Origin of the sequence: Haloferax marinum (assembly GCF_009674625.1) — an archaeon.
GTDB classification, from domain to species: domain Archaea; phylum Halobacteriota; class Halobacteria; order Halobacteriales; family Haloferacaceae; genus Haloferax; species Haloferax marinum.
The window spans coordinates 186,978-213,958 of sequence record NZ_WKJQ01000001.1; the positions used below are offsets into that span (position 1 = coordinate 186,978).

A 26,981-nucleotide genomic window follows, 5' to 3' on the forward strand; every position below is an offset into this window, starting at 1 on the left:
CTCGAACGAGTCGGTAGCACACAGCAGTCGCGTCGCGGCGGGGTCCGCGTTCAGTCGTCTCGTACGGACACGAGTTGACGGTTCTGTGCCGCAGCGACCACGAGTTCGAACAAGTCGTCGGGTTCGGCCGCTTCGACGGCGGACAGCGAGGCGTTCGTCTCGGGGAACGAGGGGGCGACTCGTTCACACCCGACCGGGAGCGTCGAGTCGGTGTAGGTCCCGAGTTCTCGCGCCGCTGCGACGATATCTGTCTTGTCGCGGGTGAACAGTGGTCGATGGACGGGGTAGTCGACGGCGGCCTCTGTCACCGCGATGTTCTCGCCGGTCTGACTCGACTTCTGGCCCAGCGATTCGCCAGTCACGATGGAGTGGGCGTGTTCGTCGTTCGCGATTTCGGCCGCAATCGCGAGCATCACTCGTCGAAGCGAGAGCATCCGCGTATCTTCGACGGTGTCCATCAGTCGCTGGACCACGTCGTCGCCCGGAACGACGTGGACACGCATGTCGAAGTTCGGGGCTCTCCGGGCGATGGTTCGGACCGTCTCGAGTGCGCGGGCACGGTGGTCTGCACCACCAAACTCCCCCAAATCGACGTAGACGGGGACGATTTCACAGCCTCGGCGCAGCATCTCCCACGTCGCGACGGGCGAGTCGATACCACCCGAGACGAGCGACACTGCCTTCCCTTGGGTGCCCAGTGGCAGGCCTCCCGGTCCGTCGAACCGTCGAACCGAGATGTACGCCGCCTCCTCACGACACTCGACTCGGTACGTCCGCTCTGGGTCGTCCAAATCGACGGGTGCGCCGGTGGCATCAACGACGGCAGTTCCTGCCTCGCGTGCGATATCTCGCCCCGAGAAGTCGTGGGCGTCTTTCGGCCCGACTCGGTCTTCGTCGATGGCGAAACTCGCACCATCGGGGTGGTCTGCCGCCAACTCTCGACAGACCGCGACGATGTCGTCGAGTTCCGGGTCGCAGACGACGCTCGGTCGGGCCCAGACGACACCGGGGACTTCGGCGCACGCTGCGGCGACCGCTTCGGGGGCTGTCGGGTCGCGGACGATAATCCGCGACCACTCCCGTTCGACGCGGCCTGAGAGCGACCGGTCGTCGAGGACTGCCTGCACGTTCTCCTGTAGGCGGCCCTCCATCTTCGCCCGAACGCTCGAACTCTTGGTTCCCACCTCGCCGTATCCGACGAGGACGACGTGCGCCGTCTCGTTCACACGATGCGTTCTCTGTGGGTCGCCTTCAGCGTCTCGTTTCGAGTGGTAGCACTCGGTGAGAGAAGAAAAACGAACAGAACAGGGGTTCGCGTTCCTGCTCAGAACGTCGAGAGTTCGCCTTCGATAGTGCGCCGGGTGATGTCGGTCACGTCCGCGAGTTCGCGGTCGATGATTGCGACGACTTCGTCTTCGATGTCGGTGACGGTGACGCCGTCGTCGGTGATGACTTTCGCGTCAGCGACGTGCGGTTCGTCGATGGGGCGGCCAATCTGCGAGAGCAGTCGAACCTGCAGGTCGCGGATGCCGTCGACTTCGGCGACGACAGTCTCGGCGATGTGGGTCGAAAGCAGGTTGTAAATCTTCCCGATGTGGTTGACGGGGTTCTTGCCGGACGTCGCCTCCATACTCATGGGGCGGTTCGGCGTGATGAGGCCGTTTGCGCGGTTACCACGGCCGACAGACCCGTCGTCACCTTGCTCGGCGGACGTGCCAGTCGTCGTGAGGTAGATAGAGCCTTCTTCGTAGTCGTCGGCGGTGTTGACTTCGACGTTGACCTCGCGGTCGGTGTACTCGCTGGCGAGTTCGGTGACGTAGGCGCGGACGTCGTCGACGGCGGCGATGTAGTCGTCCATATCGTCGATGTAGGCGTCGACCATCGCGGCGGCGACGGTGACGTCGATGACGTCGCCCTCGCGCTTGCCCATAATCTTGATGTCCTGTCCGAGTTCGGGGTGGTCGCTTCCGTAGCGTGCGCCGTTGAGTGCGCGTTCCGTCTCGAGGACGATTTGCTCGGTTTCGGTGAGGGGTGCGTGGCCGACGCCGAAACTGGTGTCGTTGGCCATCGGGACCTCTTGGGTCTCTTCGCCGAACACGTCTTGGAGGTCGCCGGAGCCTTCACCCAGTTTCACGTCGACGATGACGTCGGTGCCGACGTCGAGTTCGGGGAGGTTCTCCTTCAGGTAGTCACGGGCGGCGCGCAGGGCCGTCGCATCGACGGGGAGTTTCTGGTCGTCGTACTCCTTGGTCGCACGGCCGACGATGAGCAGATAGATGGGTTCGATGACTTCGCCACCGCCGAACGCGGGTGCGGCAGTGCCAGCGACGAGTTGCGTCTCGTCGGTGTTGTAGTGGAGCACCTTCCCGACGCGCTCGAGATAGAGATTCGAGAGTGCGCGGGAGACACTCTCTGCGATGCCGTCACAGATAGAGTCGGGGTGACCGATTCCTTTCCGTTCGACGATTTCGACCTCTTGGTCCTCGACCGCTCGCTTCTCGGCGGATTCGAGGCGGATGTTCCGATCAGTCATTATCCAGACGTACCCAGTGGGCCGTTCTATAACTTGCGGAAACCTTGCTCCGATTGTATATTACTGACAAACATCTTTGGCCGAAACGACCCGGTGTCACTCCTCGGGGGCACCGAGTAACATCCCGAGGTAGGACGTCCGAATCTGGTCGTCTGGGTCGAGACCGAGTGTCTCGAGGACGGAAAACACTCCCTCGCGGGCCTCGTCCACACCGGATTCGACTTCGATTTCGACTTCGACGAACTCGCCGAGGCCGGAGACGGCGTCGAGTGAGATGGTGTGTTCGTCGAGCACGAACCGCTCGCGCTGTTTTTCCACCGTCGCCGCGGGGTCGAAGCCGACGGCAGTGAAGATTTCGCCCATCGTCTCGCCGTCGTCGACACCGGTTTCGTACTCACGGCGTGTCTTCGACGACTCGTCCACGAGTGGCCCTTTGTAGGTGACGTTGGTCTCTTCGGCGACGACGGTTCCCGATTCGTATCGTGACTCGTGCCGGAGCCGGAGCGCCTCGTCGGTCGCTGCGAAATCTTTGTGCGGTGCGTCGTAGTAGGTGTCGACTTGCGTGACGCGATTGACTTGCGTCGCCCCTTCTGCTTCGAGACGTTCGCGGACGACTTCGTGGTCGGCGCGGACCTTGACCTCGACTTCGTACATACTCGCGGCGAGGTGTGACATCGACAAAAGGGTGGTCTCTCCGGGCCACCTCCCGGTTTGGTCTCGCCTTCCCGGTTCGGTCTCGTCTCTGTGAGCGGTGTGGTATCGGGTCTCTTCGGCACTTCTGGGCCTTCCTCCACCCGATTCGACGCATCTGGATGCGTGACCCGGTCTGCGGCGGGAAACGTGATTCTTAAGGGTCACACGAATCACGTAGGGTGTATGAGCGACGAACCGCAGGCGGAGGCCGAGCAGGTCGATGAAGAGGTCGAGTCTGGTATTCAGGACGGCGACTTCGTCCGCCTCGCATACACAGTTCGAACGGTCGATGACGGCGACGTCGTCGACACCACGAGTAAGGAAGTGGCCGAAGAGGCCGAAATCGACGTCGAGGGCTACGAATTCGAGCCTCGCGTCGTCATCGTCGGTGCCGGTCACGTCTTCCCCGAAGTCGACGACGCCCTGATGGGCGCCGAAGTCGGCGACGAAGGAACCGTCGAGATTCCGGCCGCCGACGCGTTCGGCGAGTACGACGACGACGAGGTGCGCACGGTCAGCGCCAACAAGATCGACGAAGACGACCGCTACCCCGGTGCACAGGTCCAGATCGACGGCGAACAGGGCCGTCTCGAGACCATCATCGGTGGCCGCGCACGCGTCAACTTCAACCACCCGCTCGCGGGCGAGGACCTCGAATACGAGTACGAAGTCCTCGACATCGTCGACGACCGTGAAGAGCAGGCCGCTGGCCTCCTCGGCATGTACCTCCAGCAGGCCCCCGAGGTGTGGGTCCAGACGGACGAAGTCGAAGAAGAGCAGGTCGTCGAGTCTGACGACGACGACGAAGACGCAGAACCCGAGACGGAGACCGTCACCGTCGAGAAGGACACGCTGTACATCGAAGCGACGCAGCAGATGACGATGAACCAGCAGTGGATGTTCTCCAAGCAGCAGATTGCGCAGGACATCATGCAGCGTCTCGACATCGACCGCGTCATCGTCCAGGAGACCATCGAGGGCGGCATGGGCGGCATGGGCGGCCTCGGCGGCATGATGGGCGGCGCAGGCGGCGCTGACATCGAAGAGGCAATCGAAGACGTCGACATCGACGCCGAAGAACTCGCCGCGGAACTCGACGCCGAAGAGACCGAAGAGTAAGCGAGTCACTCCGCCGCTTCTCGACTTCGTGAACCGGCGGCTTCTTGATTCTCGCCTTCCGACCGCCAGGTAGCTATGGCTTCGTCAGACGCTGCGGCGGCGATGGACCTCCGTGACCGTTCGGACCTGTACGTCGCACTCGTCGCTGGACTCTGTACCGTCGGTCTGACGCTGGCGCTCGAATACGGTGCCGGTGTCGAGGTGTCGTTCGTCTATCGGCTCTCACCACTCGTGCCGTACTTCGCCTTCGTCTTCACTCGCGGCGCAGCGCTCTCGACTCGCGCGTGGATGGCACTCGTCGCGGCCGTCACACTCGGCACGTTCGGCTTCTTCGCGTTCTAAAGGCGCTCGGGATTAGACGATGTGACGTTCGGGATTAGGCGATGTCGCGACTGGTGTCGACTGTCACCTGGTCGGCGAGTCTGAGTTTGATGGTCTCGCTGAGTGCCTGCCCACCGCGGAACTTCGGAACGGCCAGTCGGTTCTCTATCTCCGACGTCTCGATCTTCGTCGAGAGGTCGAACACGATGTCGGCCATGTGTTCGGTCAAGTCGCGGTTCTGCGGGACCGACTCGCCCTTGAGACCGTGGAGGACGGTGAGCCCGCGCGTGTTGACCATGTGCGTCTGGAGGCCGTTGAGGAACTTCCGATAGCGTGGCACCTCGTTTCGTTCGAGGATGTCCACCACGTCGATGATGAGGTTCGCGCCTTCGGGTAAGTCGCGGACGAGTTTGTTCGCCGTGTCGAGCGGCGCGTCTCCGCCGACGTCGCGAATGGTCGGATTCCCCGTTGGATTTGGACAGCGTTCCAGTGCGTCGCTGACGGCGACTTCCGACCGGAGCGTCGTAATCCACAGCGTCCCGCGCGTCCTCGTCAGTTCGTTCAAGAAGAGCTCTGACTGGCTTGCAGGGTCCGCCGCGAGGAGGACGACGCTCCCTGCGGGGATGCCACCGCCGAGTTGACGGTCGAGCACGTCGATTCCTGTCGCCAGCCGAGACATACACACTACTATGAGAGTCAACCATATTATGTCTTCAGGCCGATCGTGTCGGAAATTCTACTGTATGCGGCACGAACTGGTGGCTGGGCGAGGACGGGTGATGCTTCGTCGGGAACCGTCCCGAGGACCGGTGCGCCGACGAGTTCTTCGACCGCACCCGGTGCGAGGCGAGCGCGAGAGACCACAGTTCCAACGACTGGCGTCCCGAGCGCGCGAGCCATCGCCGCCGTCTTCGCAGCGTCGCGCAGGGCAGGTGCGCACAACTGGGTGACGACGACGACTGCATCGGCGACTCGGAGCGGTGTCGCTGCGTCGGGGCCTGCCCCGGCGGGACAGTCGACGACTGCGTGTCGGTTGTCGTCTGCGACAGTTCGAAGCCATCGCTCGAAGGCGTCGTCGTCTATCCCAGGTGGCGGCGAGAGAACCGATACCGTCGGGTCGTCAGGGTGTCGTCGCGGTTCGAGTGTTTCATCGTCAGTTCGTTCGACTCCGGCCATCGAGTGGAGGTTCGGCATGTCCCGGTCTGCGTCGACTGCGAGAATCTCCTCGTCGAACGCCCGTGACAGGCCGAGTGTCGTCGTCGTCTTTCCGGTGCCGCCTTTGCCGCCCGCGATTGCCAACATAGCACGGGCTGGTCCCGTGTTCGTATTTGAAGCTACGGCGACAGCCGAATTCAGAGAAAACAGCAGCGTCCGAAACAACAACGTCCGGATTAGTCGTTACAACAACCGCGTCCGGGTTAGTCGTTACAACAACCGCCGGCCTCGCCACCGAAATCGACGGCGAGCGGTTCGGAGATGGCTTCGTTGACTTTCTCCAACTCGCCGACCATCTCGGCTTGTGCGAGGAGATACTCTTCCATCACGGGCAGGGAGTGGAGTTCGTCCTGTGCGGCCTGTACCTTCTGGAGGCCTTCTTGCGTCGCCTCGCCCAGTTGTCGGGAGACGTTGAACTCCTCGCGCAGTTGGTTGAACTCGGCGATGAGCTCTTGTGCCTCGTCGTCGGCTTCCACCGCCGCCTTCGCCTCTTCGTACTGTTCGTACTTGGGGTGGTCGGCGATGGCTTCGCCCAGTTCACGGCCGAGTTCTTCGAGCCGCGTCGTCTGCGTGCTCATAGCCGCGCGTTAGGGGCCGAGCACTTTCAACCTGCCGAAGGGGGACGTACTCGTGTGGTCAGGCGTGTGTTTCGACGAACGAGACGACGTCTGCCAACTCGCCGGGAGAGACACCGTGGGGTGCGTCGTACACCTGTGCAGTCACGTCCGCACCGAGTTCTTCGAGTCGCTCTGCGGCACGTTCCGCCCGGAACGACGGGATGATTTGGTCCATCGACCCGGCGGCGACGAAGACTGGCTTGTCCGCGATTCCATCGGGTTCGAGTGTCGCGTGCGTCTCGGCGAGATAGCCGTGGAGGGCGACGACCCACGCGTAGTCGTCGGGGTTCTCTATGAGCAACGAGAGACTCGTAATCGCACCTTGACTGAAGCCGAGGAGGCCGATTCGACCTGGGTCGAGGCCGTACTCGGTAATCGCCGCGGCGATGGACTCACGGACGAGTTCGCGCGAGCGCTCGTACTGTTCGGTGTGGGGTTGACTCTCGTGTAATCCGCCGGCCGACAGGTCGAGTTCGTACCACGTGTAGCCGCCCTGTAGTCTGTCGGGTGCGCGGAGGCTGACGACGTGGAGGTGGTCCGGGAACTCCCGTGAGAGTTGGAGTAAGTCCTGTTCGTTCGACCCACGGCCGTGAAGCAAGACGACGGCGGGGGCCGGCCCACCGACCGGTTCAGATGGCTCGACGTGGACGTGTTCGAGCGGAATCTCTGTCATGGCCGCCGCTAGGCCGCCGGAGTTCTTGAATCCCCGAGTGACGGCAGGGTAACCGGGTCAGAGGATAACTGGGAACCGGGTCAGAGGATAATCGGGTCCTAGTCGCGTCGTCGTCGGACGCCGAGTGTCGCACCGCATCCTTTGCACATCCAGAGGTCGTTCGTCCGCCGTCCAACCATGACATGCCGTTTTTCCATGGTGGTTATCTCGGGGATGGTCTCGCCACGCTTCATGTCGTCGGCCCCACGGATTGGGGCCCCACAGGCCGGACACTCGGTTAGTTCGTGGTCGCCGGCCTCGTGGACGTGCTCTTCGTGCGTGTGACCTTCGTGAGAGTGTTCGTCGTGCCGCTTGCTGTCGCTGGACATACATCACATACGACAGCCAGCTAATAAGCCGCATTGCGGTCTGGTTCCACCGGCGCACACCACAGCGAGGTATCCCGATTGACCGGTTCGTTCACAGTGTGCTCGGGAGACGAACTGGTCGTATGCGGGTGTGTGACGCCCATTCGTAGGGAAGCGCCGCCGTTATACCTCTTCATCGGTAAGGGTGGTCCAATGAGTCAGGACGCCTCCTCGGAGGGAGACCTCCGGAACACCGGGATGTCACTCAAACACGACCGGGAGTGGGACTACGAACTCGAGCGAATCATCGACGCCATCGAAGAACGCGACGCCAAGCGCGTCGGCCTGCAGTTCCCCGAAGGCCTCAAGCGCCGTGGCCCGGCCGTCGCAGACGACCTCCGACAACTCTGTGACGACGACGTGACGTTCCTGCTCTCGGGCCAGCCATGTTACGGCGCGTGTGACCTCGACACCTATCTCATGCGCCGAACCGACGTGTTCGTCCACTTCGGCCACTCTCCGATGAAGGAGTCTGACAAGATTATCTACGTCCCCCTGTTCTCCAACGTGGACCCCTTCCCCATCATGGAAGAGGCCTTAGACGAGATTCAGGGCGACGAAGTCGGCCTCGTCACCACCGCCCAGCACATGAACCGCTTCGACGACATGTGTGATTGGCTCGAAGAGCGTGGCTACACCGTCCAGACCCGCAAGGGCGACGACCGACTCACCTACGAAGGGCAGGTGCTCGGATGCAACTACGCCTCCGCAGACATCCCGGCCGACGACGTGCTCTACGTCGGTGGCGGGAAGTTCCACCCACTCGGTCTCGCGATGGAACACCCCGACAAGAACGTCGTCATCGCCGACCCCGTCAACAACGTCGTCACCCTCGCGGACACGCGGAAGTTCATGAAACAGCGCTACGCCTCGGTCCACAAGGCGATGGACGCCGAGAAGTGGGGCGTCATCTTCTGTACGAAGATTGGACAGGGTCGGATGGAGATCGCCGAGAAGATTCTCGAAGACAACCCGAACGCCTACCTCATCACCATGGACGAAGTGACGCCAGATAGGCTCAGAAACTTCGCGATGGACGCGTTCGTCAACACGGGGTGCCCGCGCATCACGACCGACGACGGCCCGCGGTTCCACAAACCGATGCTCACGCCCCAGGAGTACCGTATCGCGGTCGGTGACGAACCGCTCGACTCCCTCAAGTTCGACACCTTCCACGGCACGTGGTAAGGCGACAGGGCGACGCTCGCCCGTCGCCGTAACGCCGCGGTCGTCCGAACTGATTTTCGACTTCGTTTCTGCTCTCCTCTCATCCTGTCTTTGCTCTCCTCTCATCCCTCTATTTCCTCTCTGCTCCCCCTCATCTCACTCTCATCCCTCTATTTCCTCTCTGCTCCCCCTCATCTCACTCTCATCCCGTCTCTCCTCTCCCCACAAACTTGTCAGCCAAAGATCCTTTGAACTCGTAGTGTCACGGCGTAGTATGGTCCCCTCTCGAAAATCCCTCACCGCGGGTTTCGGACTCCTCAGCCTACTCGTACTCGCAGGTGTCGCGTCTGCACAGCCCTCCGAATCTGTGGCGCAGGCCTCTCCGGCCATCCGCGCTAGCATGAGTTTCGTCGTCAATCTCGTCGTCGGCGGTATCCTCATCGCCGTGCTACCGGCGTACACCCGTAACGCCCTCGGCGAGATACGGGACGACCCCGGTGGGTCGTTCATCTGGGGCCTCGGAATCGGTATCGGTGGTCTCATCGCAATCATCGTCCTCGCGATTACCATCATCGGACTCGTCGTCGCCATCCCTGGAATCCTGCTGTTCGTCGCGCTCTCCGCCGCCGGAAGCGCGGTTGCAACTGTCTTCCTCGGGTCCACCGTCGCCCGTCTGCTCTCGAACAGCAGACCTCCCCTCAGTCTCTCACTGGTGATTGGTGCGCTCGTCACTGCAGCCTTCTCGGTCGTTCCCCTCGTCGGTGGTCTCATCCTGTTCGTCGTCGAGACTGTCGGCTTGGGCGTCGTCGGACGAGACCTCTATCGGTCGTGGTCCTGACCCCCGCACCACTTCCTGACAACAGATAGTCACGACTCACCACAACATTCAGGGTAGCGGTGGCGAATGAGTCAGAAAGATGCCGACGACCCACCTCTCCGTCCTCGGACTCGACGTCCAGCGGGTCGTCACCCCGCTCGAAACCGGCGACTTCGGCGCTGACCGGGTCCGTCTGGTCCGTGACGAAGCCGACCCCGAGCAGGGTCGCGACCCGGACGATTGTGCCGCAGGTCCGATGCGAGCGCGCGCACGCGTCGCCCGGACTATCTCTGAGACGCTCGGTCCCCAGTTCGACAGCCCGCTCGACGAAGTCAGACTCCCGTTCGACGCGCCCTTCGTGGAGTTGTACGCCGCGACGACCGACCTCTTGCGGTCGTCTGTCGCCGACGGCGACGTCGTGGTGAATCTCACCAGTGCACCGCCACAGGTTGCCGCCGCGTTCTACGCGGCCCGCACTGCACTCGTCGACACCGGCGTGACCGACGACGACGCGATTACACTCTTCACCGTTCCGGCGGACGAACGACTCGACTTGGCCGCCGTGTCTGCCCTCCGAGCAGTCGTCTCGAACGTCGAGACGACGACCACGGCGCTCGACGAGTTCGCTCACGTCGCGGACGGTCCGGCCGCCACGGCCGTCGCTCGCCCGCTTCGAATCGCCCTCTCGGACCTTCGAAACGCACTCGCCGAGGCGAGCGGCGACTCTCGTGGGTCGCGCCGGCGACCCTCTTACACCACTCGGTCGAAAGACGACTCCACGCTCGACTCGATGTCGGCTTACGTCGGTCGCGCACGCGAACAACTCGCAGACTTCGTCGAGAGTGACCAACCCACCCCCGACCCATCGGACACGCGCGACCCGAACGTGGTGCTCGACGCGCTCGATTCGTGGCTCGACGCCGAAACTGCACTTCTCTCTCCGGTCGAAGACGACCCGCGAGAGTTACTCGCCCGCTTCCGCGAGAGTTGTGACGCCCGATTCGGGAAGTTCGAAGACGACGCGACGATTGTTCTGTTCGAGACGATAGACCGGTTCGAAGAACAACTCGACGCGTATCTGGACGCTCGGACGAAACTCTCGGAGGCCTACCGGCCTGTCTCCGAGGCGATGGGTGAACTCACAGAGGGGACTGCGACCGCCGCTGACCGTCTCGACGACTTCCGCGACGCTGGTGTCGCTCGAGGAGAGACACCGCTCTCGGTCGATGGCCACTCACTCTCGCCACTCGGTGACCTCGAAGCAATCGCCCTTCACGTCTTGACGACCGGGCCGCCGCGGTCACGCCCCCGAACCCGAAGAGCAGTCACCGCGCACCTCCGCGAGCGTGCGGAACATCATGGCATCGTCGCCGGCGCTCGCGACGAAGAATCGTGGACTTCGTTCGAGGCGTTCTGTGTCGACATCGCTCGCAACGGAGGCCAGGCAGACGCCTTCGAGAAACGACTCTCGAACGCGCTCCGTCCACGCCTCGACGTCGCCGTCGAAGCACTGCTCGCCGATGGATACGTCCGAATCCGTGAGCGCGAGACAGGTCGCGACGCACTCGAACCGACCGATTCGGCACATCTCTGGTCGAAGACGACAGATTGGGACGAGTTCCGAGAAACCGTCGTCGACGACGTCCTCCGCGACTGCGTCGAACGAGAACTCGACTGACTTCCTGTTTCGCACACCGATTTTACGTTTCTCGTTCGATGAACTGGACGGCCTCTTCCGGCGTCGCACACGAGCGGAAGCCTTCTATCGAGCCAACCGAGTGGGTTCTGATACCGGCCACTGGGCGGTCGAACACGTTGCCGAAGCCGATTTCCGAGAGCGTGCCGCCTGACCCGTCGATGGCGACGACGGCGTCGCCGTTCAGTACGACGAGGGTGTTTCTCGCGTGTCCGAGTCCGGTCGCGATGCAGGTGTCGACGTAGTCGTTCGCATCGCTTCGGTCTTCACTGGGGAGGATTCCGATGGTCGCCCCGCCGGCGTCTTTCGCGCCGCGGCACGCTGCTTCCATGACGCCACCGAGTCCGCCGCAGACGACGGTGTGGCCTCGCTGTGCGAGCAATCTGCCGACCTCTTCGGCGAGTGTTTCGACCGGTTCGGGAGCGACACTCCCTCCGACGACGCTCACTCGCATGGACGCAGTTCTCCGTCGTGGCCGTGCTGACGTCCAGCGTCTCGTTTCTGTTTCGACATGTAGACGACCACCCGTCCGGAGTGCATAAAAATCAGGGGACAGTTCGACCGCCTACGGTAGAACTGAGAGATGAGGAACTGAGAGATGAGGAACTGAGAGATGAGGAACTGAGAGACGAACGTGTCAGAACCAGTCAACCTGCGGTACGTTGTTTTCGACCGGTGAGACCGGTTCCCAGGAACTGCATGCACGCATCGTCTGGGCCATAGACGAGAAATCTGCCGTCTTCTTGTGTGATTTTAGCATGTTATGGTGTAACGTGACGCAGTTGTAAATATCTTCTCGGGGGGATGACCTTATATTCCAAATACTGGTTCGAACACTATCGAGACGTATGTATCTCGGACTCTTCGTGGACGCTCGGTGTGCAGGCCCTGGCTTGGCATGTCGAGAGCGCAACGCTTAGTCCCCCAGCGGATGGAGACGTGGATATGACGCGCAGTGATTGGAGCGACTGGCTTCCTCGGGCGGTCGAAGCGGCCGACCCCGAGACGGTCGCCATCTGGTATCTCGGTTGCAACGGGTTCGTACTGAAAGGGAGTGCGGGGACGACGGTGTTCATCGACCCGTACGTCGGAATTGGCTCTCCACCGCGGACTGTTCGGATGATTCCGATTCCGTTCGACCCGGAAGACGTAACCGAGGCCGACGCAGTCCTCGCTACGCACGAACACACCGACCACGTCCACGGCCCGAGTCAGGCACCCATCCTCGAAAACACGGGCGCGACGTTCGTCGCCCCCGACGACTCGCTCTCCGTCGCGTACGACGACGAGGCGTGGTTCGACGACTACGACCTCTCCGAAGACCAGTTCGAAGAGGTCTCCGAGGGTGACACCATCGAAATCGGGGAGTTCACCGTCCACGTCGAACCTGCGCACGACCCCGACGCGACGCACCCCGTCTCGTACGTCTTCGAACACGAGTCGGGGACGTTCTTCCACGGCGGCGACACCAAACCGGCCGCGGAGTTCACCGATATCGGCGAGCGATACGACATCGACCTGGGTGTCCTCGCGTTCGGGACCGTCGGAAACATCGCCGACAAGCAGACGGGCGAACCCGTCCGGACGAAGTGGTACAACGACGAAAACCAGATTATCGAGGCCGCGAGCGACCTCGACCTCGACCGCCTGCTCCCGTCGCACTGGGACATGTGGAAGGGTATGACCTCGGACCCGAAAGTTCTCCACCACCACGCAAAGAGCTTCGCCGCACCGCGGTCCCTCGAACTCGTCGAGATTGGCGACCGGGTCGACCTGTAGACACAGGTCCTGCGAAACCTCTCATAGTTGCAAACACTCACGAATCGGATACTGTCGAATCGATAGCCCGCGTCGAGGTCGGGTGTATCTCCCCGGTTGTTTTATAATGCATGTGGGGGAAGTGCGGGCTATGAGCCACGAGCCCGAAGAGGTACTCTCTGTTTCCGATGGTGAGGTCACAGTCGAAAAGACATTCGCCGCGGACGAGTTCCCTGTCCCGGCAATCAAGTTCGTCATCTCCTCGAATCGTGACGACTCCACGCGCATCCGAATCATCGACCGAATTCCCGAGACGTTCTCGATGGAGAGCGTCGGTTTCCACCCAGACTACGACAGCGAGAACTGGACCGCGTACAAGGACCACCGCGTCGAGTACGAACGGACGCTCGAAGCCGACGAAGAACTCGTCACAGTCTACGGAATCCGTCTGAGCGACGGTCACGAGCGGTCGGACTTCCTCGAAGAACCGACGCTCGAACGAATCCCGGTCGATGGCGGTATCGACCCGGACGACATCGACGACATCCTCGGCGAGGACCGAAGCCAACTCGTCCGCGACGTCCTCTCCGGGAAGCGCGACCCGATTCAAGACGAGGCTGACCGAGACGCCATCGACGAGTCTGATTTCGGTGACGAGCCATCTGACGAAGACCTGGCGGCCGCCTTCGAATCTATCGGCGAAGACGACGCGGACGCGGACGCGGCCGACTCGACAGACGATGCCGCAGAACCAACCGTCGCGGATACAGACGCCGACGCCGAATCTGCCGACACAGACGTCGAAGACGACGACGCCGTCGTACTCGGCGCTGCTGGAGAAGACGTCGAGGAACTCCCGTCTGACGCGGAGATTCTCACCGACGAAGACGACGCGGATGTGGACGCGGAAGACGAGATGGACGCGGACGTGGAAGACGAGGTGGACGTAGAAGACGACGCGGACGCGGACGCCGAGGCCGACGTCGCCGACGACTCGGCGGTCGATACCGAAACGACCGCTGGAGTGTCCACGCAGGAAGAAGAACCTGTTTCGGAAGTCGAGCGCGACGACGAGGCAGCCATAGAATCGTCTGGCGAAGCAGAAGTAGAGACCGACTCCGACGACTCACAGACTGCCGTCGCCGAAACCGTCGAATCGGACGACGACACGGAAGCCGACGTCCCGGACGTCGGTGAAGCCGAACTCGACGATGGTGAAACCGACGACACACAGACCGACGCCGACACCACCGTCGCTGTCGAGGCCACGGGTGGACTCGTCGCTGCACTCGCCACGGAGATTCGTGAAGGCGAGGCAGACGACGATGACCTCGCCGTCGTCCGTGAGGCCGTCGAAGTCGAGGCCCGCCGGAGCACCGACGTTCGCATCCAGCGCCTCCAATCACAGGTCGAAGACCTCACGGCGTACTCCGACGCACTCGCTGAGTTCATCGACGAAGAGGGCACGGGTGAGGAACTCGTCAGGGAGTTCCGTGACGAGATGGCCGACTTCCGCGAAGATATCGAGGCGCTCGACACGATGGTCGACGAGGCTGTCGAATCGGTCGACGACACGGCATCGCGTCTCGACGCGGCCGAAGAGACGCTCGCAGAAGTCGACGGCCGGAGCGAAACCGTCGAGTCGAAGGTCGCCACCGTCAGCGAACGAGTGGACGACCACGACAGCCATCTGGACGACCACGACGGCCGCCTCGACGACCACGACGGTTGGCTGGACGCTCACGACGGCCGCCTCGACGACCACGACGGTCGACTGGACGACCACCAGCACGACATCGACGCAGCCACGCGCAACATCGACGCCGGTTCGAACCGCCTCGATTCGGTCGAAGAGACGCTCAGCGAACGGGCCGAAGAACTCGGTGCGCTTCACGAGAACCTCGACCAACTCACGGGTCGCCTCGACGAGACGGTCGACCGGCTCGACAGCGTCGAAAGCGATACCGAAGACGCACACCAGACCGCCTCGCAACTCGACGCCGAAATCGGCGAGATTCGAGAAGATATCGCGTCGCTCGACGGCGACATCGTCGAGGCGCGAGACTCGCTCGATTCGAGACTCTCCGACGTCCAAGAGCGTATCGAGAGCCTCTCTGACGTCGAAGACGAGGTTGCAGCGATTCGAGCAGACGTCGACGAACTGAACGAGGCAGTCGACGAAGTCGAAGAGTTCCGCGAGCGACTCGCAGGCGCGTTCGGCAGCGGATTCGGTGGCGGGTCAGACGACGCCGACGACGCCGAGTAGTCGCACGATTTCTCTTCGGTTTACTCTCTCACAGTTACGTTTTCCCGAAGCGCAACCTGTTTAGCGGGCCACCACGACGTTCCGATGATGACAGAGACGGTGCGCGTCGCCGTTCCGCGGAAGGGCCGCCCCCTCGAAGCAGTGCTCGAACGGTTCGCCACGACCGACAGCATCGCCGAGGTGGCAGACGAAATCACCTCGACGCTCAGATTCGAGAAGTCCGTCACGAAAGGCCATACCCATCCGGAACGAGACGTGTACGAGCGACTCGCAGATTACAGCGACCTCGCGGACGACACGTCGCCAGAGTACACGCTCTTGCGTGACGATCGAGAGGGAATGCCACGGCGCATCGTCTTCGACAGCGTCGCGTTCGAAATCGACGGCGTGAACATCCATCTCGTCGGGCGCGAAGAACCGTTCCGTGCGCTCCGAACTCACGAGTTCGGCCTCGGATTCGACAGCGCAGACCTCGTGCTCGAAGAGGTAGTCACACTCGAACCCGACGGACTCGGCAGCATCGACGACGTGAACGCCCGTATCGACCCGATGGACACCGACGTTCGCGTCGTCTCGGGTCTCGGAGACACCGTCTACCACACGCTCATGGCAGACCCCGAGATTCTGCCACCCGGTTCGGACCTCGACCGTGACTTCGTCGCCGACTACGCGGGTGACCTCTGTATCTCGCCCCGATACGAGCGACTGGTCGAAGCAGTGCTCGGAACCCGATGTCTCGACGACGTGACGTTCGCGTACCCCGACGAAGGCCCCGAAGAGGAGGCCGCAATCGCGGAGACTGGCCTCGGTGTCTACCTCACGATGACTGGTTCGACCGCCCGCGAACACGGCCTCGTCCTCGGTGAACATCTCTTCCCGAGCGAGACGGTGTTGATGGAGAACGTCGCCGAGGCGACTGACGCCGCCGAGACAGTCAAAGACGCTATCGAGTCGCCGGACCTCGAGACTGAACTCCGGGTCTGACCGGCCCGTTTCGACTACGTTTCGCCGCAGTGCATCAGCGTCGAGAGCGCCGTCGACTGTATTCCACCATCACTGTCCAGCGAGACGACGGTCTCATCTCGGGCGGTAAAGAGGCATCTAAGGGTCAAACGACTCTCTGTGTCAATTCCACAGTTCTCTTCCGAGGGACCGTTTCCGACCATCGAAGTTCTCTGACCCCCACCGATTGGATATAGCGACATACGATTTATACGTCGCACTCCAGACACTCGATTCACTACTCAGAGGAGTGAATAAATATTGGATTCGTACGTTTCACGCACTCTATCGCCCCAATTGTGGGTGTACGTGTCGATGATGTCGCCAGCGACGTCACCACGGAGGTATTTGACGATGCCTCGGTCTCCGGTCCGGTCCCGGAGATGTGTGGTGAAGAAGTGCCTGAAGTAGTGGGGGGTGACGTTCTCTTCTCGGTCTCCACCCCTGCGGTACCACCCGGCATCGGCAGCATGCGAGGTGACGATGTGGTGGACTGCGTCGGGTGTCAACCGCGTCCCCCATCCTGAAGCGGTCCCGACGAAGAGCGGTTCGGCAGCAGCGTCTGTATCCGGCCGAATCGCAAGCCAACGGAGGAGTACGGTCTCTAACTCGTCGTCGACAGGGACGACTGTCGAGCGTTTTCGCTTGTTAGACGCGGTTCGTTCTTCGCCGTTCGAGACCGTTCCAACACTCGGTTCCGACGAGACGTATATCGATGGACCACGGCCGTCGAGTGCGGCACGGGTCGATACACCGTCTAACGGTGTCTCGACGGAGAGCGAGACGTCCCGCAGGTCGAGGTTACACAGTTCACCGACACGCATCCCGGTCTTGAGCAGCGTCACGACGAGTGCGTGCTCCAGTGGATGGCGTATCTCGTGGACGAACCCCCGCATCTGTGGGACCGAAACCTCTCTCCGGGCGGGATTCGTGTCGATCTTTTCGTCCATCTCTTCCATCACGAGACTCATCGGATTCGAGTCGAAGACCCCGACTTGCGACATGTAGGCGTAGAATCGGTGGAGATAGGAGGCGTACGTGGCGATGGTGCTGGACGCGACAGCACGGTTTCTGAGCGTGTGTATCCACGCCATACAGTCGCGATGGCTGGCTTCGTCCGGCGACTTTGCAGTTCCAGTGGGGTTCCGAGACGGGTCTCCGAGAAACGCTTCGAATTCGCGGAGGACACGTTCGTACGCAGTTCGGGTTCGGTCGGTCTTCCCGTGATAGGTCATATCCTGAAGGAAATACCCGACTGGGTCGTCGACGTCGGCCGGTCGTTCAGCGGCCATCGTCCTCCGCGAGGGTGTAGCCACCATGGCGTCCACTGTACACGACTCGCCCCGACGACTGGAGCTCTTGGAGGGTCGATTCGAGGCGGTCTTCGATGTCGTCTGTCAGTGCCGACACGAGTTCGTCCCACGAGAGATGAGATTCGGCCTCGAGTGCGTCGAAAATTCGGATAGAGAGCTCGTCGTTATTTTCGATAACTTCTTGCTGATTTGAACTTCCGTTTTGGAACCCTGTTTTCCCCCCGTCGACCCCAGGGGTCGTGGCCGCTTCATCGCCCCTCACTGGAACGTCGAAACTTGCTCGGCCAGCCTGTACCATGGTTCTGACAAATTCGCTCTGACTCATGTCGAGCCGGGCGGCGTGGTCCTTCCAAACCTCCTTCTGGTGGGCCGGAACGTAGGTGAGAACTGTCGCCCGGTCGCCGTCGTCGCTCATGGACGGTTCGACTCGGTGGCCGATATTCAATCTACCGGCACTATCACGAATAAGGGACTTTATCTGAAATTCTACTATTGGATTTCTGGCCTAAATTCCGGCTTATCCTGATTTCTACATCCCTAAAATCGACTATTTGATAGCAGTATTCCTGATAAGTAAATCCGCTCGTATCTCTCGATTTCGGGTGTCTCGAGCCGATCTACGGGGGCCACCTCATTGTGTTTTCTCGAGAGCGTCAGAATCTTTCGGAATCGATCTCAATTTTGGAAACCATCTCGGAAAATGGACATCAATCTTCACTGCGTTTACCCTTGGAGTTGGTGTGGAAGGATGCCTTTCCACGGGTTTCGTTATTCCACTATAAAACATTCTGAAATATTATATGTTGGCTGATGTCGCTCCTCGAACGATGGCTCAGAGCTGTCGATGTAGTCCGCCCAAACCTCGAAATTTAAATTGCCACAATCAACTGCTGATTCAAGCTTCGGTTATCTTGGATTCAAGGTAGTCCAGAGACACCATTATTTCAATCAAACACATCCTGATTTATATCGGATATCTTTCGACTTCTTCAAGTCAAAATAAACTAGCGAAAAACACTGTTGTATTCACAGAGATTTGATTCGATATTTTGTGGTTCGAGAGATGGCGTTTAGCGGTTGGCTGTTGTTTAGACAGTACAAGTCCGACACCCCCTGTTTCCGAAAAACATGGCTCCGAGATGAGTACAACAGTTCGAGACAGAGGTCGGGTGTCGAGTACCGAGGCACACTCCAGTACGCGGTCTCTTTGGCCTTCGACGAGGGTCGACGAAGAGAAACTACGCACCAACACGAAGTCGCTTAGACGGCCACTGAGGCGTTTCTCTCCGTCTTCTGTGGTTGGGTGCCAAATGAGGCGTACCGCCGCCGTGACGACAGCAGCGTACGAATCGTGGTGTTCAGGTTGACACTCCGACCTCGCCAGTCGGAGAACTCGACACGTGTCTTCGTTCGAAGTAGAGTCGAACCTGCTCGGCAATCCTCCAGGGGTCAACCCCCGGAGTCAGGCGTCGAGCTGTGGTCTCCCGATCTACTATCTTCGTAGTCACTCCCTTCGGTTCGTGGTGGACCTCCCCGGACGTACTCCAGTCCAAAGCGACGTCTCGTCGAGGTTCAGTCCCCAAACTGCCAGCTTGTCGCTTCGATGGGCTGAAGTGCTTATTTCAGACTGATGAGCTCGTGTGAGTATCGATTTGAACTGTCCGACTCCAAACTTGTATATTGTATATCGCTATATCCAATCGCAATAACCGAGTGCTACCCCAAGTAACATCCAATTGTCACGATTCCAAGCACGTTCGACTGCTTCATCGCGGCAGCAGACAGTCCTGTGACCACGATTGTGAACTTGCTCTGGGACCACCTTCCCTGAAAATCACCCGCTTGGATGGTCACCACACCGATTTCACACTTCGACGCGCGCTATCAACTCGGGGGTGTCGTTCGCCGGACTGTTCACCCGCGTCGAGACCGGATAGGCGGTCAATCCGTCGTCTGGATACGGGTCGAGTAGCGTTTTCACCTCGTCGGGGTCGCCGTGAAGCCACGTCTCCTCCTCGTCGGGTGCGAGGACGACGGCCATCCGATTGTGAAGCTTCGAGATGAGGTCGTTCGGTTCGGTCGTGATGATGGTGAATGTCTCCAGTGGTTCCTGCTCGCGAGAGGGGCCACTCGCCCCGAACTCACCGAGTCCAGTCTGTTTCGTCTGGGGTTTCCACCGCTCCCAGAGGCCGGCCATCGCAAACGGTCGGTCGTCTTCGAAGGCGACCCGATACGGTTGTTTCGACCCACTGGACGTCTTCGTCCACTCGTAGAATCCGTCGGCAGGGACGAGACACCGACGCGACTCATAGGCGGCGGCGAAACTACGCTTCTCGTCGACCGTCTCCGCGCGTGCGTTGATGCGGTCGTTCCCGACGCTGGCGCTGTCTGCCCACGAGGGGACGAGACCCCACTTCAGGAACCGAAACTCGTCGGGAGACTCGTTCGTGACGACGGGGAGTTCCTGTCCCGGCGCACAGTTGTACCGTGCCTCTAGTGGACGAGTCGGCTCTGCGCCGAACCGCTTCTGGAGGTCCTCAGGAGGCGTAAATAGCGAATAACGACCACACATGGGTCAAAAATACGTGTGGTGTGGGTAAAATCCCCGCGGCGTATCGGCGACGCTTTTAGGGTGTCGCCACTCCCCCGATACGATATGCGAATCGAGAACAGTTTCATTCCCGTCCGTGGGGTGGGCGAACGGACGGAACGAAACCTCTGGAAATCAGGGGTCACACACTGGGACGAGTTCGACGCATCTCTCGTCGGGAGTAAGACGGCAGACCGAATCGAGTCGTACATCGCAGAGGCGGCAGAACACCTCGACGACGGCAACGCTCGGTTCTTCGACGACTCGTTCCCGTCCGGCGAGCGCTGGCGTCTCTACGAGAACTTCCGTGACGAGACGTGCTATTTCGACATCGAGACGACCGGGTTGTCGGCCGAACGCGACGATGTCACCACCGTCTCCTTCTATCGAGACGGCGAGACGACGACACTCGTTCAGGGAGACACCTTGACTGCCGACGCGCTCACCGAGCAGTTCGTCGATGCCAAACTCATCGCCACGTTCAACGGCGCGCGGTTCGACGTGCCGTTCCTCGAAACCTCGTTCGACGTCGACATCGACGTTCCACACGTGGACCTGATGTACCCGTGCCGGACGCTCGACCTGACCGGCGGTCTGAAACAGATCGAGAAAGACGTCGGCATCGACCGCGACCGGCCAGATATCTCGGGCCGCGACGCGGTTCGACTCTGGCGTGAGTACGAACGCGGTGACGACGCAGCACTCGACACGCTCGTCTCGTACAACCGAGAAGACACGGTCAATCTCGAACGGCTGATGGAGACTGTTACTGGCCGTCTCCACGAGCGAGCGTGCGACGGTCTCGAGACGACGTTCGCCTGAAACACTCGATTCGGTAGTATACTCGAAACCGCGTGGAACTCGGTTCGCCTGGGTGCTTGCGCGAACGGACGAAGACCGAAACACCGCCTTTTTGCTCTCCGGGCGTTTCCCGCCGCACGTGACTGATAACCCCGACGCTGAGGACGCCGGCGCGACGGAAGATGTCGACGGAGGCGACGACCCCGTAGATGCCGAGGAAGTGACCAATGCCGAGGCAGAACACGCAGCAGATGGCGGGATGCACGAACAGAACGGGAACGGCGACGAGACGGTCCCGCACGTCGAACTCAGTCTCTACGAACTGTCTGTTCGTGTCAGCGGCCAATCTGACGACAAACTCGAAGACGTCGAGCAGTCTGCGACCCGTCTCATGGAGTTCCTCATCGACCAGACGAAACAACTCGAAGACCAACCCGACACGCGCGGCCTGAGCTGATACCAGCTGTTTTTGGCAAACCTAAAAACTCAAGTCGGGGTAGCGATAATCTCGCGTAATGAGTACGTACACCTTCGACGACGTCGCCGTGGTGATGGGGACGTACAACGAAGAACAGGCCATCGGCTCCGTCTTGGCTGACATCGACCGAATCACCGATGGACGAGCGGAAGTCGTCTGCGTCGATGGCTCTGACGACCGGACCCCAGAGATAGCCCGAAAGATGGGTGCGCGCGTCGTCGAACAAGAACCACAGGGCTACGGCGTCGCGGTCGAGGCGGCAGTTCTCGCTCCAGACCGACCCGTCGTCGTCACGACGGACTGTGACGACACCTATCCGATGGAGTATCTCCCGAAGTTCCTGGACCTCATCAACGACGGCTACGACGTGGTCTCTGGCGACCGAATCTCCAAGGGTGCCGAGACGATGCCCCGGCTCAACCGTCTCGGAAACGTCGCGTTCGCTCGTATCGCTAGTTTCCTCATGGGTGCGACGGTTCACGACACGACGACCGGAATGCGAGCGTACCGCCGTGACCTCCTCCACGACATCGACTGGACTGAGAACACGGGTCTCTCGGCAGAACTCCTCATTCGCCCCGCGATGCGAGGCTACAAGATTGCCGAAGTTCCGATTCCGTATCGCGAACGCGCCGGTGAGACCAAACTCGACCCGTTCGCCGGCGGCGCGGCCATCGCGAAATCCATCGTGAAAGTCTGTCTCGAAGAGCGACTCAGACTCTGAACTGACCGTTCTCTGTTCGAACTACCGACTCACTGGCTCTGCCGGTCGTGCGAATCGACACCAGACCGCACGTCGTTCATACATCGGTCGAACGAACTGAGAGTATGAACCGTCGTCGTTTCCTCGCCGCGCTCGGTGTAACGTCCGCACTCGCAGGGTGTCTCGGAGACGACCCACCTATCGCAGGCGACGCTGACTCGACAGATACCGACGAGACTACCACCGGCCGTACCACAGACGAACCGGCGCGGACTACTGCCGGCCCATTCGACCTCCCAATCCCCGAAGACGAACTCCGAAGAGGGGCACCGAAAGACGCCATCCCGGCTATCACGGCCCCTGTCTACTCGGACGATTGGTCGGGATTCGACGAAGTGAACGTCGAACTCCAAGACTCCTTCGAGGTGGTCGGCGTCGAACTCGACGGTATCGCGCGGGCCTACCCACTGGCCATCCTGAACTGGCACGAAATCGTCAACGACACCTTCGACGGCCGCCCCGTCGTCGTCACCTACTGCCCACTCTGTGGGAGCGCCGTCGTCGCGGACCGACTCGTCCAGGGCGAACCGACCTACTTCGGCGTCTCGGGACTCCTCTGGATGTCTGACCTCGTGATGTACGACGACCGGACGAACTCGCTGTGGAGTCAGGTACTCGCCACAGCGATTCGGGGTGAACTGACCGGCGACACACTGTCACTTCTCCCGGCGACTATCTCGACGTGGGGTGAGTGGAAGGCGTCGCATCCAGACACCGAAGTGCTCGTCCCACCTCCTGTTTCGGGAACGATTCGCGGCCGGCAGACCCGCCAGTATGCCGTGAATCCCTACACGAGCTATCAACAGTCCAGCTCTATCGGCATCGGATTCAACGACGAAGTCGACGAGCGCATGCACCCCAAGACGTCCGTCATCGGCATCACGGCCGATGGTGTCGCGCGCGCGTATCCACTCGACCCGGTGTCGAAAGCAGGCGTCGTCAACGACGACGTCGGAAGCCTTCCAGTCGTCGTCGCGGCGACGATGGACGGAACGCTCGCCGCGTACGTCCGCCGAGTCGATGGGTCGGTGCTCGAATTCGAGCGTGATGGGGAGGTTCTCTCCGCGGACGGGTCTCGCTGGGATATCGTCACTGGACGCGCACTCGACGGTCCCCACGAAGGAACGGTCCTGAATCGTGCCAACGACCGCTCGCCGATGTTCTGGTTCGCGTGGGCTGACTTCAACCCGGAGACGGAGATTTACGGCCAGTAGGTTCGTTGCCGTGGTGGCCGTCGCGACGCCCGACGAGGAGTACGTCTATGAAAAAGCAGGGACGGCGTGGGCGAGTACGCCGGACGGTTCAGCGAGATTGGTTACGCCGAGTTGGGATTCGGCGAGATTGGTTACGCCGAGTTGAGGATGTCGCGCACGCGACGCGGTTCGCCAGTGAGCGAGGGTTGCTTTTCGACGATTTTCAGCACCTCGTGGTCGGTCACGTCGGGGTAGGATTTACCGATAGCCTCTTCGATGAGTTCCTTTTCGAGTCGGAACTCCGTGCCTTCGTAGACCACGTCGACACCATCGTCGTCGAAGGAGAGAATCGTCATATCCGTCCTTCCTCCCTGCACGTATTTAAACGCACGTTGTCACCGGCGAAACCGACTGACGCAGGCGCGTCAGACGTGTGTCTTGCGGGTCGTTTATTATGGCCGGCGTGTTGGGTCCGGGTGTGTCACTGGGTACGGACCCGCTCGAAGCGCTCGAAATCCCTGACGAGACGACCGTCGAGGAACACGACCTCGTAACCGACGGCGACGTCGTCGTCGGTGGCCAAAGCACCATCGAGTTCGGTGTTCGCGGCCGGAACGTCTTGGCCGGCGAACGCGTCACCTTCGGCGGCGATATCGAGGCAGAAGGCGACTGCCGATTGGACTTGCTGGACGACGTCGCTGGAAACGTCCTCGTCGGTGAAGACGCGTATCTGGGAGAACGCGTTCACATCGCGGGGCGACTCATGGTCTCTGGCGACCTCGATATCGGTGACGACGTCGACATCGAGGAGGGATTCGAGGCCAACGGATGGATCGTCATCCGCAACCCGGTCCCGACGCTCGTCTTCTACTTCATCGTCCTCTCGCAACTGCTCAGACTGGGGGAAGACGAAGCGGCCGACGAACTCGCCGAGACGTTACAGGGCGAGTCGCCGAACGACCCACTCATCATCCCCCGAAACGCCACGGTCTCCGACGACGCGTGGCGTGTCTCGACGCCCGCAGATATCGGGTCGTCGTGTCGCATCCACGGAAACATCCGCGCCCGGTCTATCGACCTCGGCGAGGACAACAACGTCTTCGGGAGCCTCCGCGCCCGCAACGACATCGTCGTCGGGTCGGGCACTCGAATCCACGGCGACGTGACCACTCGAAACGGCGAAGTCGTCATCGAAGAAGGTGCACGCGTCCTCGGCGACGTCTCCTGTAAGGACCTCTTGCTCGAACAGGGGGCTCTCGTCGACGGGACGATGCGCGCCCGCGGTGAGATGCGTATCCACCGCGACAACTTCGGCCGCGACGCCGAATGAGTTGGATAAGAACAGTCGCTGTTTGAGTCTACCCAACGTTTAGGCCATCTGCTGGTGACTGTCGTGTATGGACAATCGACTGAGACTTTTCGCGGTTGCCCTCCTCGTGGTTCTCGCAGGATGTACTGGCGGCGCCAATATGGGCGGCGCTGACGGCGGCGGAGAGAGTGTCAGCATGTCTGCTGACGTGACGGGCGGTGAAGAAGTCGAACAGGCTGGCAGTGGTGGCGACGAGTTGCCGCAAGTGCAACAGCGCGCCATCATCAAAAACGGCCGGCTCAGCCTCACCGTCGAGCAGTTCAACACCTCACGCGACGACGCCGAAGCGCTGGCGGAGTCCTACGGTGGCTACGTGAGTGACTCGAACGAGCGCGTCGTTCGGCAGAGTGGCGGCACCTACCGCGCTGGCGAACTCGTCGTCCGCGTCCCCTCCGAGAACTTCTCGGCGTTCGTCGCCGACGCGAAGACGCTCGGTGAGGTCGAACACGTCGATACGAGCTCCGAAGACGTCACCGACCAACTGGTCGATATCGAGGCCCGACTCAGCAACCTCCGTGCCCAGCGTGACCGCCTCCGTGAACTCTACGAGGACGCGAACACGACCCAAGACGTGCTCGCGGTCGAACGACGCCTCACCGAAGTACAGACTGAAATCGAACGACTCGAAGCGAGACAAGAGTCGCTCGAAGACCGTGCTGCGCTCTCGACGGTTCGAATCTCACTCTCAGAGCGACCACCGGGCCCAGCGCAGTGGTACGACACGCCCGTCCTCGAAGCGTTCTCTGAATCGGTCAACGGCGTGTTCGTCACGCTTCGAGCGATGGTCGTCGCGTTCGCGTACGCTGCACCGTACGTCATCGTCTTCGGTGGGCTGTTCGCCCTCTTCGGCGGTGGTGCGGTCGTCGCCGGGCGCGCAGCACTCAAGCGAATCTCCTAGCGACTTCCCGCCCGTCTCCGATTTTTTTTTCTCGTCTCACGGGGAGCGTTTTTCCGCCTCCGCGACGTTCGTCCACGCATGCTCTCACTCGCACTCGCCGGTAAACCGAACGCCGGCAAGTCGACGTTCTACACTGCCTCGACGCTCGCGGAGGTAGACGTTGCAAACTATCCGTTCACGACTATCGACGCCAACCGCGGTGTCACGCACGCGCGGACACGGTGTCCCTGTCTCGACCGCGACGAACGTTGTGGGAACTGCGAAGACGGTATTCGGTACGTCTCTGTCGAACTCGTCGACGTTGCCGGCCTCGTCCCCGGTGCGCACGAGGGCCGCGGCCTCGGTAACCAGTTCCTCGACGAACTCACGAACGCGGACGTCATCGTCAACGTGGTCGATGCCTCCGGCGGCACGAACGCAGAAGGCGAACCCGTCGAAGTCGGGACGTTCGACCCCGTCGAAGAAGTCGATTTCATCGAAGAAGAACTCGAACAGTGGTTGGCGGGTATCGTCGAACGGAATTGGGAGACCGTCGTCCGGAAATCTCGCTCGCCAGATTTCGACCTCGACGACGCCCTCGCAGACCTGTTGACTGGTGTCGGCGCGAGCGAGTACGACATCCAGGCCGTCCTCCGAGAACTCGAGTACTCCCCGAATCCTCGCGAGTGGACCGACGAAGACCGTCTCGTCCTCGCGAGAGCGATTCGCCAGCGGACGAAACCCATCATCCTCGTCGCCAACAAGGTCGACATCGCACCCGAGGAGAACCTCGAACGACTCGCTGCAACTGGAAAGCCCGTCATCGCGGCCACCGCAGACGGAGAACTCGCGCTCCGCCGGGCACGAGAGGCCGGCATCGTCGACTACCATCCCGGTGACGACGACTTCGAACTCGTCGGTGACGTCAGCGGCGCCCAACAGAAGGGACTCGAACGAATTGGTGACTTGATGGCCGAACACGGCGGGACCGGTATCCAGAACGCCATCGACACGGCGGTCTACGACGTCCTCGACCACATCACGGTCTACCCGGTCCAAAACGAGTCGAAGTGGACCGACGGGACGGGGAACGTCCTGCCGGACGCCTTCTTGCTCCCACGGGGGTCGACGCCACGTGACCTCGCGTACGCAGTCCACTCCGACATCGGTGACGGCTACCTCCACGCGGTCGACGCGAAGTCGAAACGCCGAATCGCAGAAGACCACGAACTCAGTGAAGGCGACGTCATCAAAATCGTCTCGACGGCCAAATAACTGGCAGAGCGCTGTCTTTCTCTCCGTTTTCGTGTGGT

28 protein-coding genes are annotated in these 26,981 nt (G+C 61.2%); 15 read left to right on the plus strand and 13 right to left on the minus strand.

Annotation, left to right across the window (positions count from 1 at the left end):
• Nucleotides 1–50: 50 nt before the first annotated feature.
• The 3 genes from thiI to cyaB all read right to left on the minus strand — a co-directional run bounded on the left by thiI (nt 51) and on the right by cyaB (nt 3,187).
• Nucleotides 51–1,226 carry a tRNA uracil 4-sulfurtransferase ThiI gene (gene thiI, locus GJR99_RS00965; RefSeq protein ID WP_151108806.1) on the minus strand — a complete coding sequence of 392 codons (1,176 nt, stop codon included), beginning with the start codon at nt 1,224–1,226 and terminating at the stop codon, nt 51–53.
• 98 nt (nt 1,227–1,324) lie between these two features.
• Nucleotides 1,325–2,533, minus strand: coding sequence for a methionine adenosyltransferase (locus GJR99_RS00970; RefSeq protein ID WP_151108807.1), 1,209 nt, complete (start codon nt 2,531–2,533; stop codon nt 1,325–1,327).
• 96 nt (nt 2,534–2,629) lie between these two features.
• A complete protein-coding gene (cyaB, locus tag GJR99_RS00975) occupies nt 2,630–3,187 on the minus strand; it encodes a class IV adenylate cyclase (RefSeq protein WP_151108808.1) in 558 nt (185 codons plus the stop codon).
• Between the two features lie 222 nt (nt 3,188–3,409).
• On the opposite strand from cyaB, the gene GJR99_RS00980 reads away from it, so the two are divergent.
• Together GJR99_RS00980 and GJR99_RS00985 are read left to right on the plus strand one after the other, a co-directional pair.
• Nucleotides 3,410–4,345: an FKBP-type peptidyl-prolyl cis-trans isomerase gene (locus GJR99_RS00980; protein ID WP_151108809.1), complete on the plus strand. Its 936-nt coding sequence runs from the start codon at nt 3,410–3,412 to the stop codon at nt 4,343–4,345.
• Nucleotides 4,346–4,420: 75 nt separating this feature from the next.
• A complete protein-coding gene (locus GJR99_RS00985) occupies nt 4,421–4,687 on the plus strand; it encodes a hypothetical protein (protein WP_151108810.1) in 267 nt (88 codons plus the stop codon).
• A gap of 34 nt (nt 4,688–4,721) precedes the next feature.
• Here the strand turns inward: GJR99_RS00985 and GJR99_RS00990 are convergent, their stop codons facing one another.
• From GJR99_RS00990 to GJR99_RS01010, 5 genes are all read right to left on the minus strand, one after another.
• On the minus strand, nt 4,722–5,345 hold the full coding sequence (locus GJR99_RS00990; RefSeq protein WP_151108811.1) for an RAD55 family ATPase: 624 nt from the start codon (nt 5,343–5,345) through the stop codon (nt 4,722–4,724).
• 26 nt (nt 5,346–5,371) lie between these two features.
• Nucleotides 5,372–5,968, minus strand: coding sequence for a MinD/ParA family ATP-binding protein (locus GJR99_RS00995; protein WP_151108812.1), 597 nt, complete (start codon nt 5,966–5,968; stop codon nt 5,372–5,374).
• A 116-nt stretch (nt 5,969–6,084) separates the two neighbouring features.
• A complete protein-coding gene (locus GJR99_RS01000; RefSeq protein WP_151108813.1) occupies nt 6,085–6,459 on the minus strand; it encodes a YlbF family regulator in 375 nt (124 codons plus the stop codon).
• Nucleotides 6,460–6,517: 58 nt separating this feature from the next.
• Nucleotides 6,518–7,171, minus strand: a complete 654-nt coding sequence (locus tag GJR99_RS01005; RefSeq protein WP_151108814.1) for an alpha/beta hydrolase — start codon at nt 7,169–7,171, stop codon at nt 6,518–6,520.
• A 98-nt stretch (nt 7,172–7,269) separates the two neighbouring features.
• Nucleotides 7,270–7,539, minus strand: a complete 270-nt coding sequence (locus tag GJR99_RS01010) for a hypothetical protein (RefSeq protein WP_151108815.1) — start codon at nt 7,537–7,539, stop codon at nt 7,270–7,272.
• 192 nt (nt 7,540–7,731) lie between these two features.
• Between GJR99_RS01010 and dph2 the strand changes: the two genes are divergently transcribed.
• From dph2 to GJR99_RS01025, 3 genes are all read left to right on the plus strand, one after another.
• Complete coding sequence (dph2, locus tag GJR99_RS01015) at nt 7,732–8,766, plus strand: diphthamide biosynthesis enzyme Dph2 (RefSeq protein ID WP_151108816.1); 1,035 nt, start codon at nt 7,732–7,734, stop codon at nt 8,764–8,766.
• 253 nt (nt 8,767–9,019) lie between these two features.
• Complete coding sequence (locus GJR99_RS01020; RefSeq protein ID WP_151108817.1) at nt 9,020–9,583, plus strand: hypothetical protein; 564 nt, start codon at nt 9,020–9,022, stop codon at nt 9,581–9,583.
• A 79-nt stretch (nt 9,584–9,662) separates the two neighbouring features.
• Nucleotides 9,663–11,240 carry a hypothetical protein gene (locus GJR99_RS01025; protein ID WP_151108818.1) on the plus strand — a complete coding sequence of 526 codons (1,578 nt, stop codon included), beginning with the start codon at nt 9,663–9,665 and terminating at the stop codon, nt 11,238–11,240.
• A 22-nt stretch (nt 11,241–11,262) separates the two neighbouring features.
• Here the strand turns inward: GJR99_RS01025 and GJR99_RS01030 are convergent, their stop codons facing one another.
• A complete protein-coding gene (locus tag GJR99_RS01030) occupies nt 11,263–11,712 on the minus strand; it encodes a TIGR00725 family protein (protein WP_151108819.1) in 450 nt (149 codons plus the stop codon).
• A gap of 491 nt (nt 11,713–12,203) precedes the next feature.
• Here GJR99_RS01030 and GJR99_RS01035 point away from each other — a divergent pair, with 491 nt between their 5' ends.
• From GJR99_RS01035 to GJR99_RS01045, 3 genes are all read left to right on the plus strand, one after another.
• Nucleotides 12,204–13,037 (plus strand): MBL fold metallo-hydrolase, encoded by an 834-nt coding sequence (locus GJR99_RS01035; protein ID WP_151108820.1) that lies wholly within the window; start codon nt 12,204–12,206, stop codon nt 13,035–13,037.
• A gap of 130 nt (nt 13,038–13,167) precedes the next feature.
• Nucleotides 13,168–15,282, plus strand: a complete 2,115-nt coding sequence (locus GJR99_RS01040; RefSeq protein ID WP_151108821.1) for a coiled-coil domain-containing protein — start codon at nt 13,168–13,170, stop codon at nt 15,280–15,282.
• 87 nt (nt 15,283–15,369) lie between these two features.
• A complete protein-coding gene (locus GJR99_RS01045) occupies nt 15,370–16,266 on the plus strand; it encodes a hypothetical protein (protein WP_151108822.1) in 897 nt (298 codons plus the stop codon).
• Nucleotides 16,267–16,526: 260 nt separating this feature from the next.
• Here the strand turns inward: GJR99_RS01045 and GJR99_RS01050 are convergent, their stop codons facing one another.
• The 3 genes from GJR99_RS01050 to GJR99_RS01060 form a co-directional block, all read right to left on the minus strand.
• Entirely contained in the window at nt 16,527–17,576 is a 1,050-nt protein-coding gene (locus tag GJR99_RS01050; RefSeq protein ID WP_151108823.1) for a tyrosine-type recombinase/integrase, read from the minus strand.
• A complete protein-coding gene (locus tag GJR99_RS01055) occupies nt 17,566–18,012 on the minus strand; it encodes a DUF5805 domain-containing protein (protein WP_151108824.1) in 447 nt (148 codons plus the stop codon). Before GJR99_RS01055 ends, GJR99_RS01050 begins: the two co-directional genes overlap by 11 nt.
• Before the next feature lie 1,449 nt (nt 18,013–19,461).
• Complete coding sequence (locus tag GJR99_RS01060; protein ID WP_151108825.1) at nt 19,462–20,169, minus strand: SOS response-associated peptidase; 708 nt, start codon at nt 20,167–20,169, stop codon at nt 19,462–19,464.
• An 84-nt stretch (nt 20,170–20,253) separates the two neighbouring features.
• On the opposite strand from GJR99_RS01060, the gene GJR99_RS01065 reads away from it, so the two are divergent.
• The 4 genes from GJR99_RS01065 to GJR99_RS01080 all read left to right on the plus strand — a co-directional run bounded on the left by GJR99_RS01065 (nt 20,254) and on the right by GJR99_RS01080 (nt 23,443).
• Entirely contained in the window at nt 20,254–21,009 is a 756-nt protein-coding gene (locus GJR99_RS01065) for a ribonuclease H-like domain-containing protein (protein WP_151108826.1), read from the plus strand.
• Between the two features lie 118 nt (nt 21,010–21,127).
• Nucleotides 21,128–21,445 (plus strand): hypothetical protein, encoded by a 318-nt coding sequence (locus GJR99_RS01070; protein WP_151108827.1) that lies wholly within the window; start codon nt 21,128–21,130, stop codon nt 21,443–21,445.
• A 58-nt stretch (nt 21,446–21,503) separates the two neighbouring features.
• Nucleotides 21,504–22,190 (plus strand): dolichyl-phosphate hexose transferase, encoded by a 687-nt coding sequence (locus tag GJR99_RS01075; RefSeq protein WP_151108828.1) that lies wholly within the window; start codon nt 21,504–21,506, stop codon nt 22,188–22,190.
• Between the two features lie 104 nt (nt 22,191–22,294).
• Complete coding sequence (locus tag GJR99_RS01080) at nt 22,295–23,443, plus strand: DUF3179 domain-containing protein (RefSeq protein WP_151108829.1); 1,149 nt, start codon at nt 22,295–22,297, stop codon at nt 23,441–23,443.
• A 131-nt stretch (nt 23,444–23,574) separates the two neighbouring features.
• Here the strand turns inward: GJR99_RS01080 and GJR99_RS01085 are convergent, their stop codons facing one another.
• Nucleotides 23,575–23,778, minus strand: a complete 204-nt coding sequence (locus tag GJR99_RS01085) for a DUF5800 family protein (protein ID WP_151108830.1) — start codon at nt 23,776–23,778, stop codon at nt 23,575–23,577.
• Between the two features lie 122 nt (nt 23,779–23,900).
• Between GJR99_RS01085 and GJR99_RS01090 the strand changes: the two genes are divergently transcribed.
• The 3 genes from GJR99_RS01090 to GJR99_RS01100 all read left to right on the plus strand — a co-directional run bounded on the left by GJR99_RS01090 (nt 23,901) and on the right by GJR99_RS01100 (nt 26,943).
• Complete coding sequence (locus GJR99_RS01090; RefSeq protein ID WP_151108831.1) at nt 23,901–24,752, plus strand: polymer-forming cytoskeletal protein; 852 nt, start codon at nt 23,901–23,903, stop codon at nt 24,750–24,752.
• Nucleotides 24,753–24,819: 67 nt separating this feature from the next.
• The gene (locus GJR99_RS01095; protein ID WP_151108832.1) at nt 24,820–25,689 is read left to right on the plus strand and encodes a DUF4349 domain-containing protein; all 870 of its coding nucleotides are present in this window, start codon (nt 24,820–24,822) and stop codon (nt 25,687–25,689) included.
• A gap of 78 nt (nt 25,690–25,767) precedes the next feature.
• The gene (locus tag GJR99_RS01100) at nt 25,768–26,943 is read left to right on the plus strand and encodes a redox-regulated ATPase YchF (RefSeq protein ID WP_151108833.1); all 1,176 of its coding nucleotides are present in this window, start codon (nt 25,768–25,770) and stop codon (nt 26,941–26,943) included.
• The last annotated feature ends 38 nt before the right edge of the window (nt 26,944–26,981 follow it).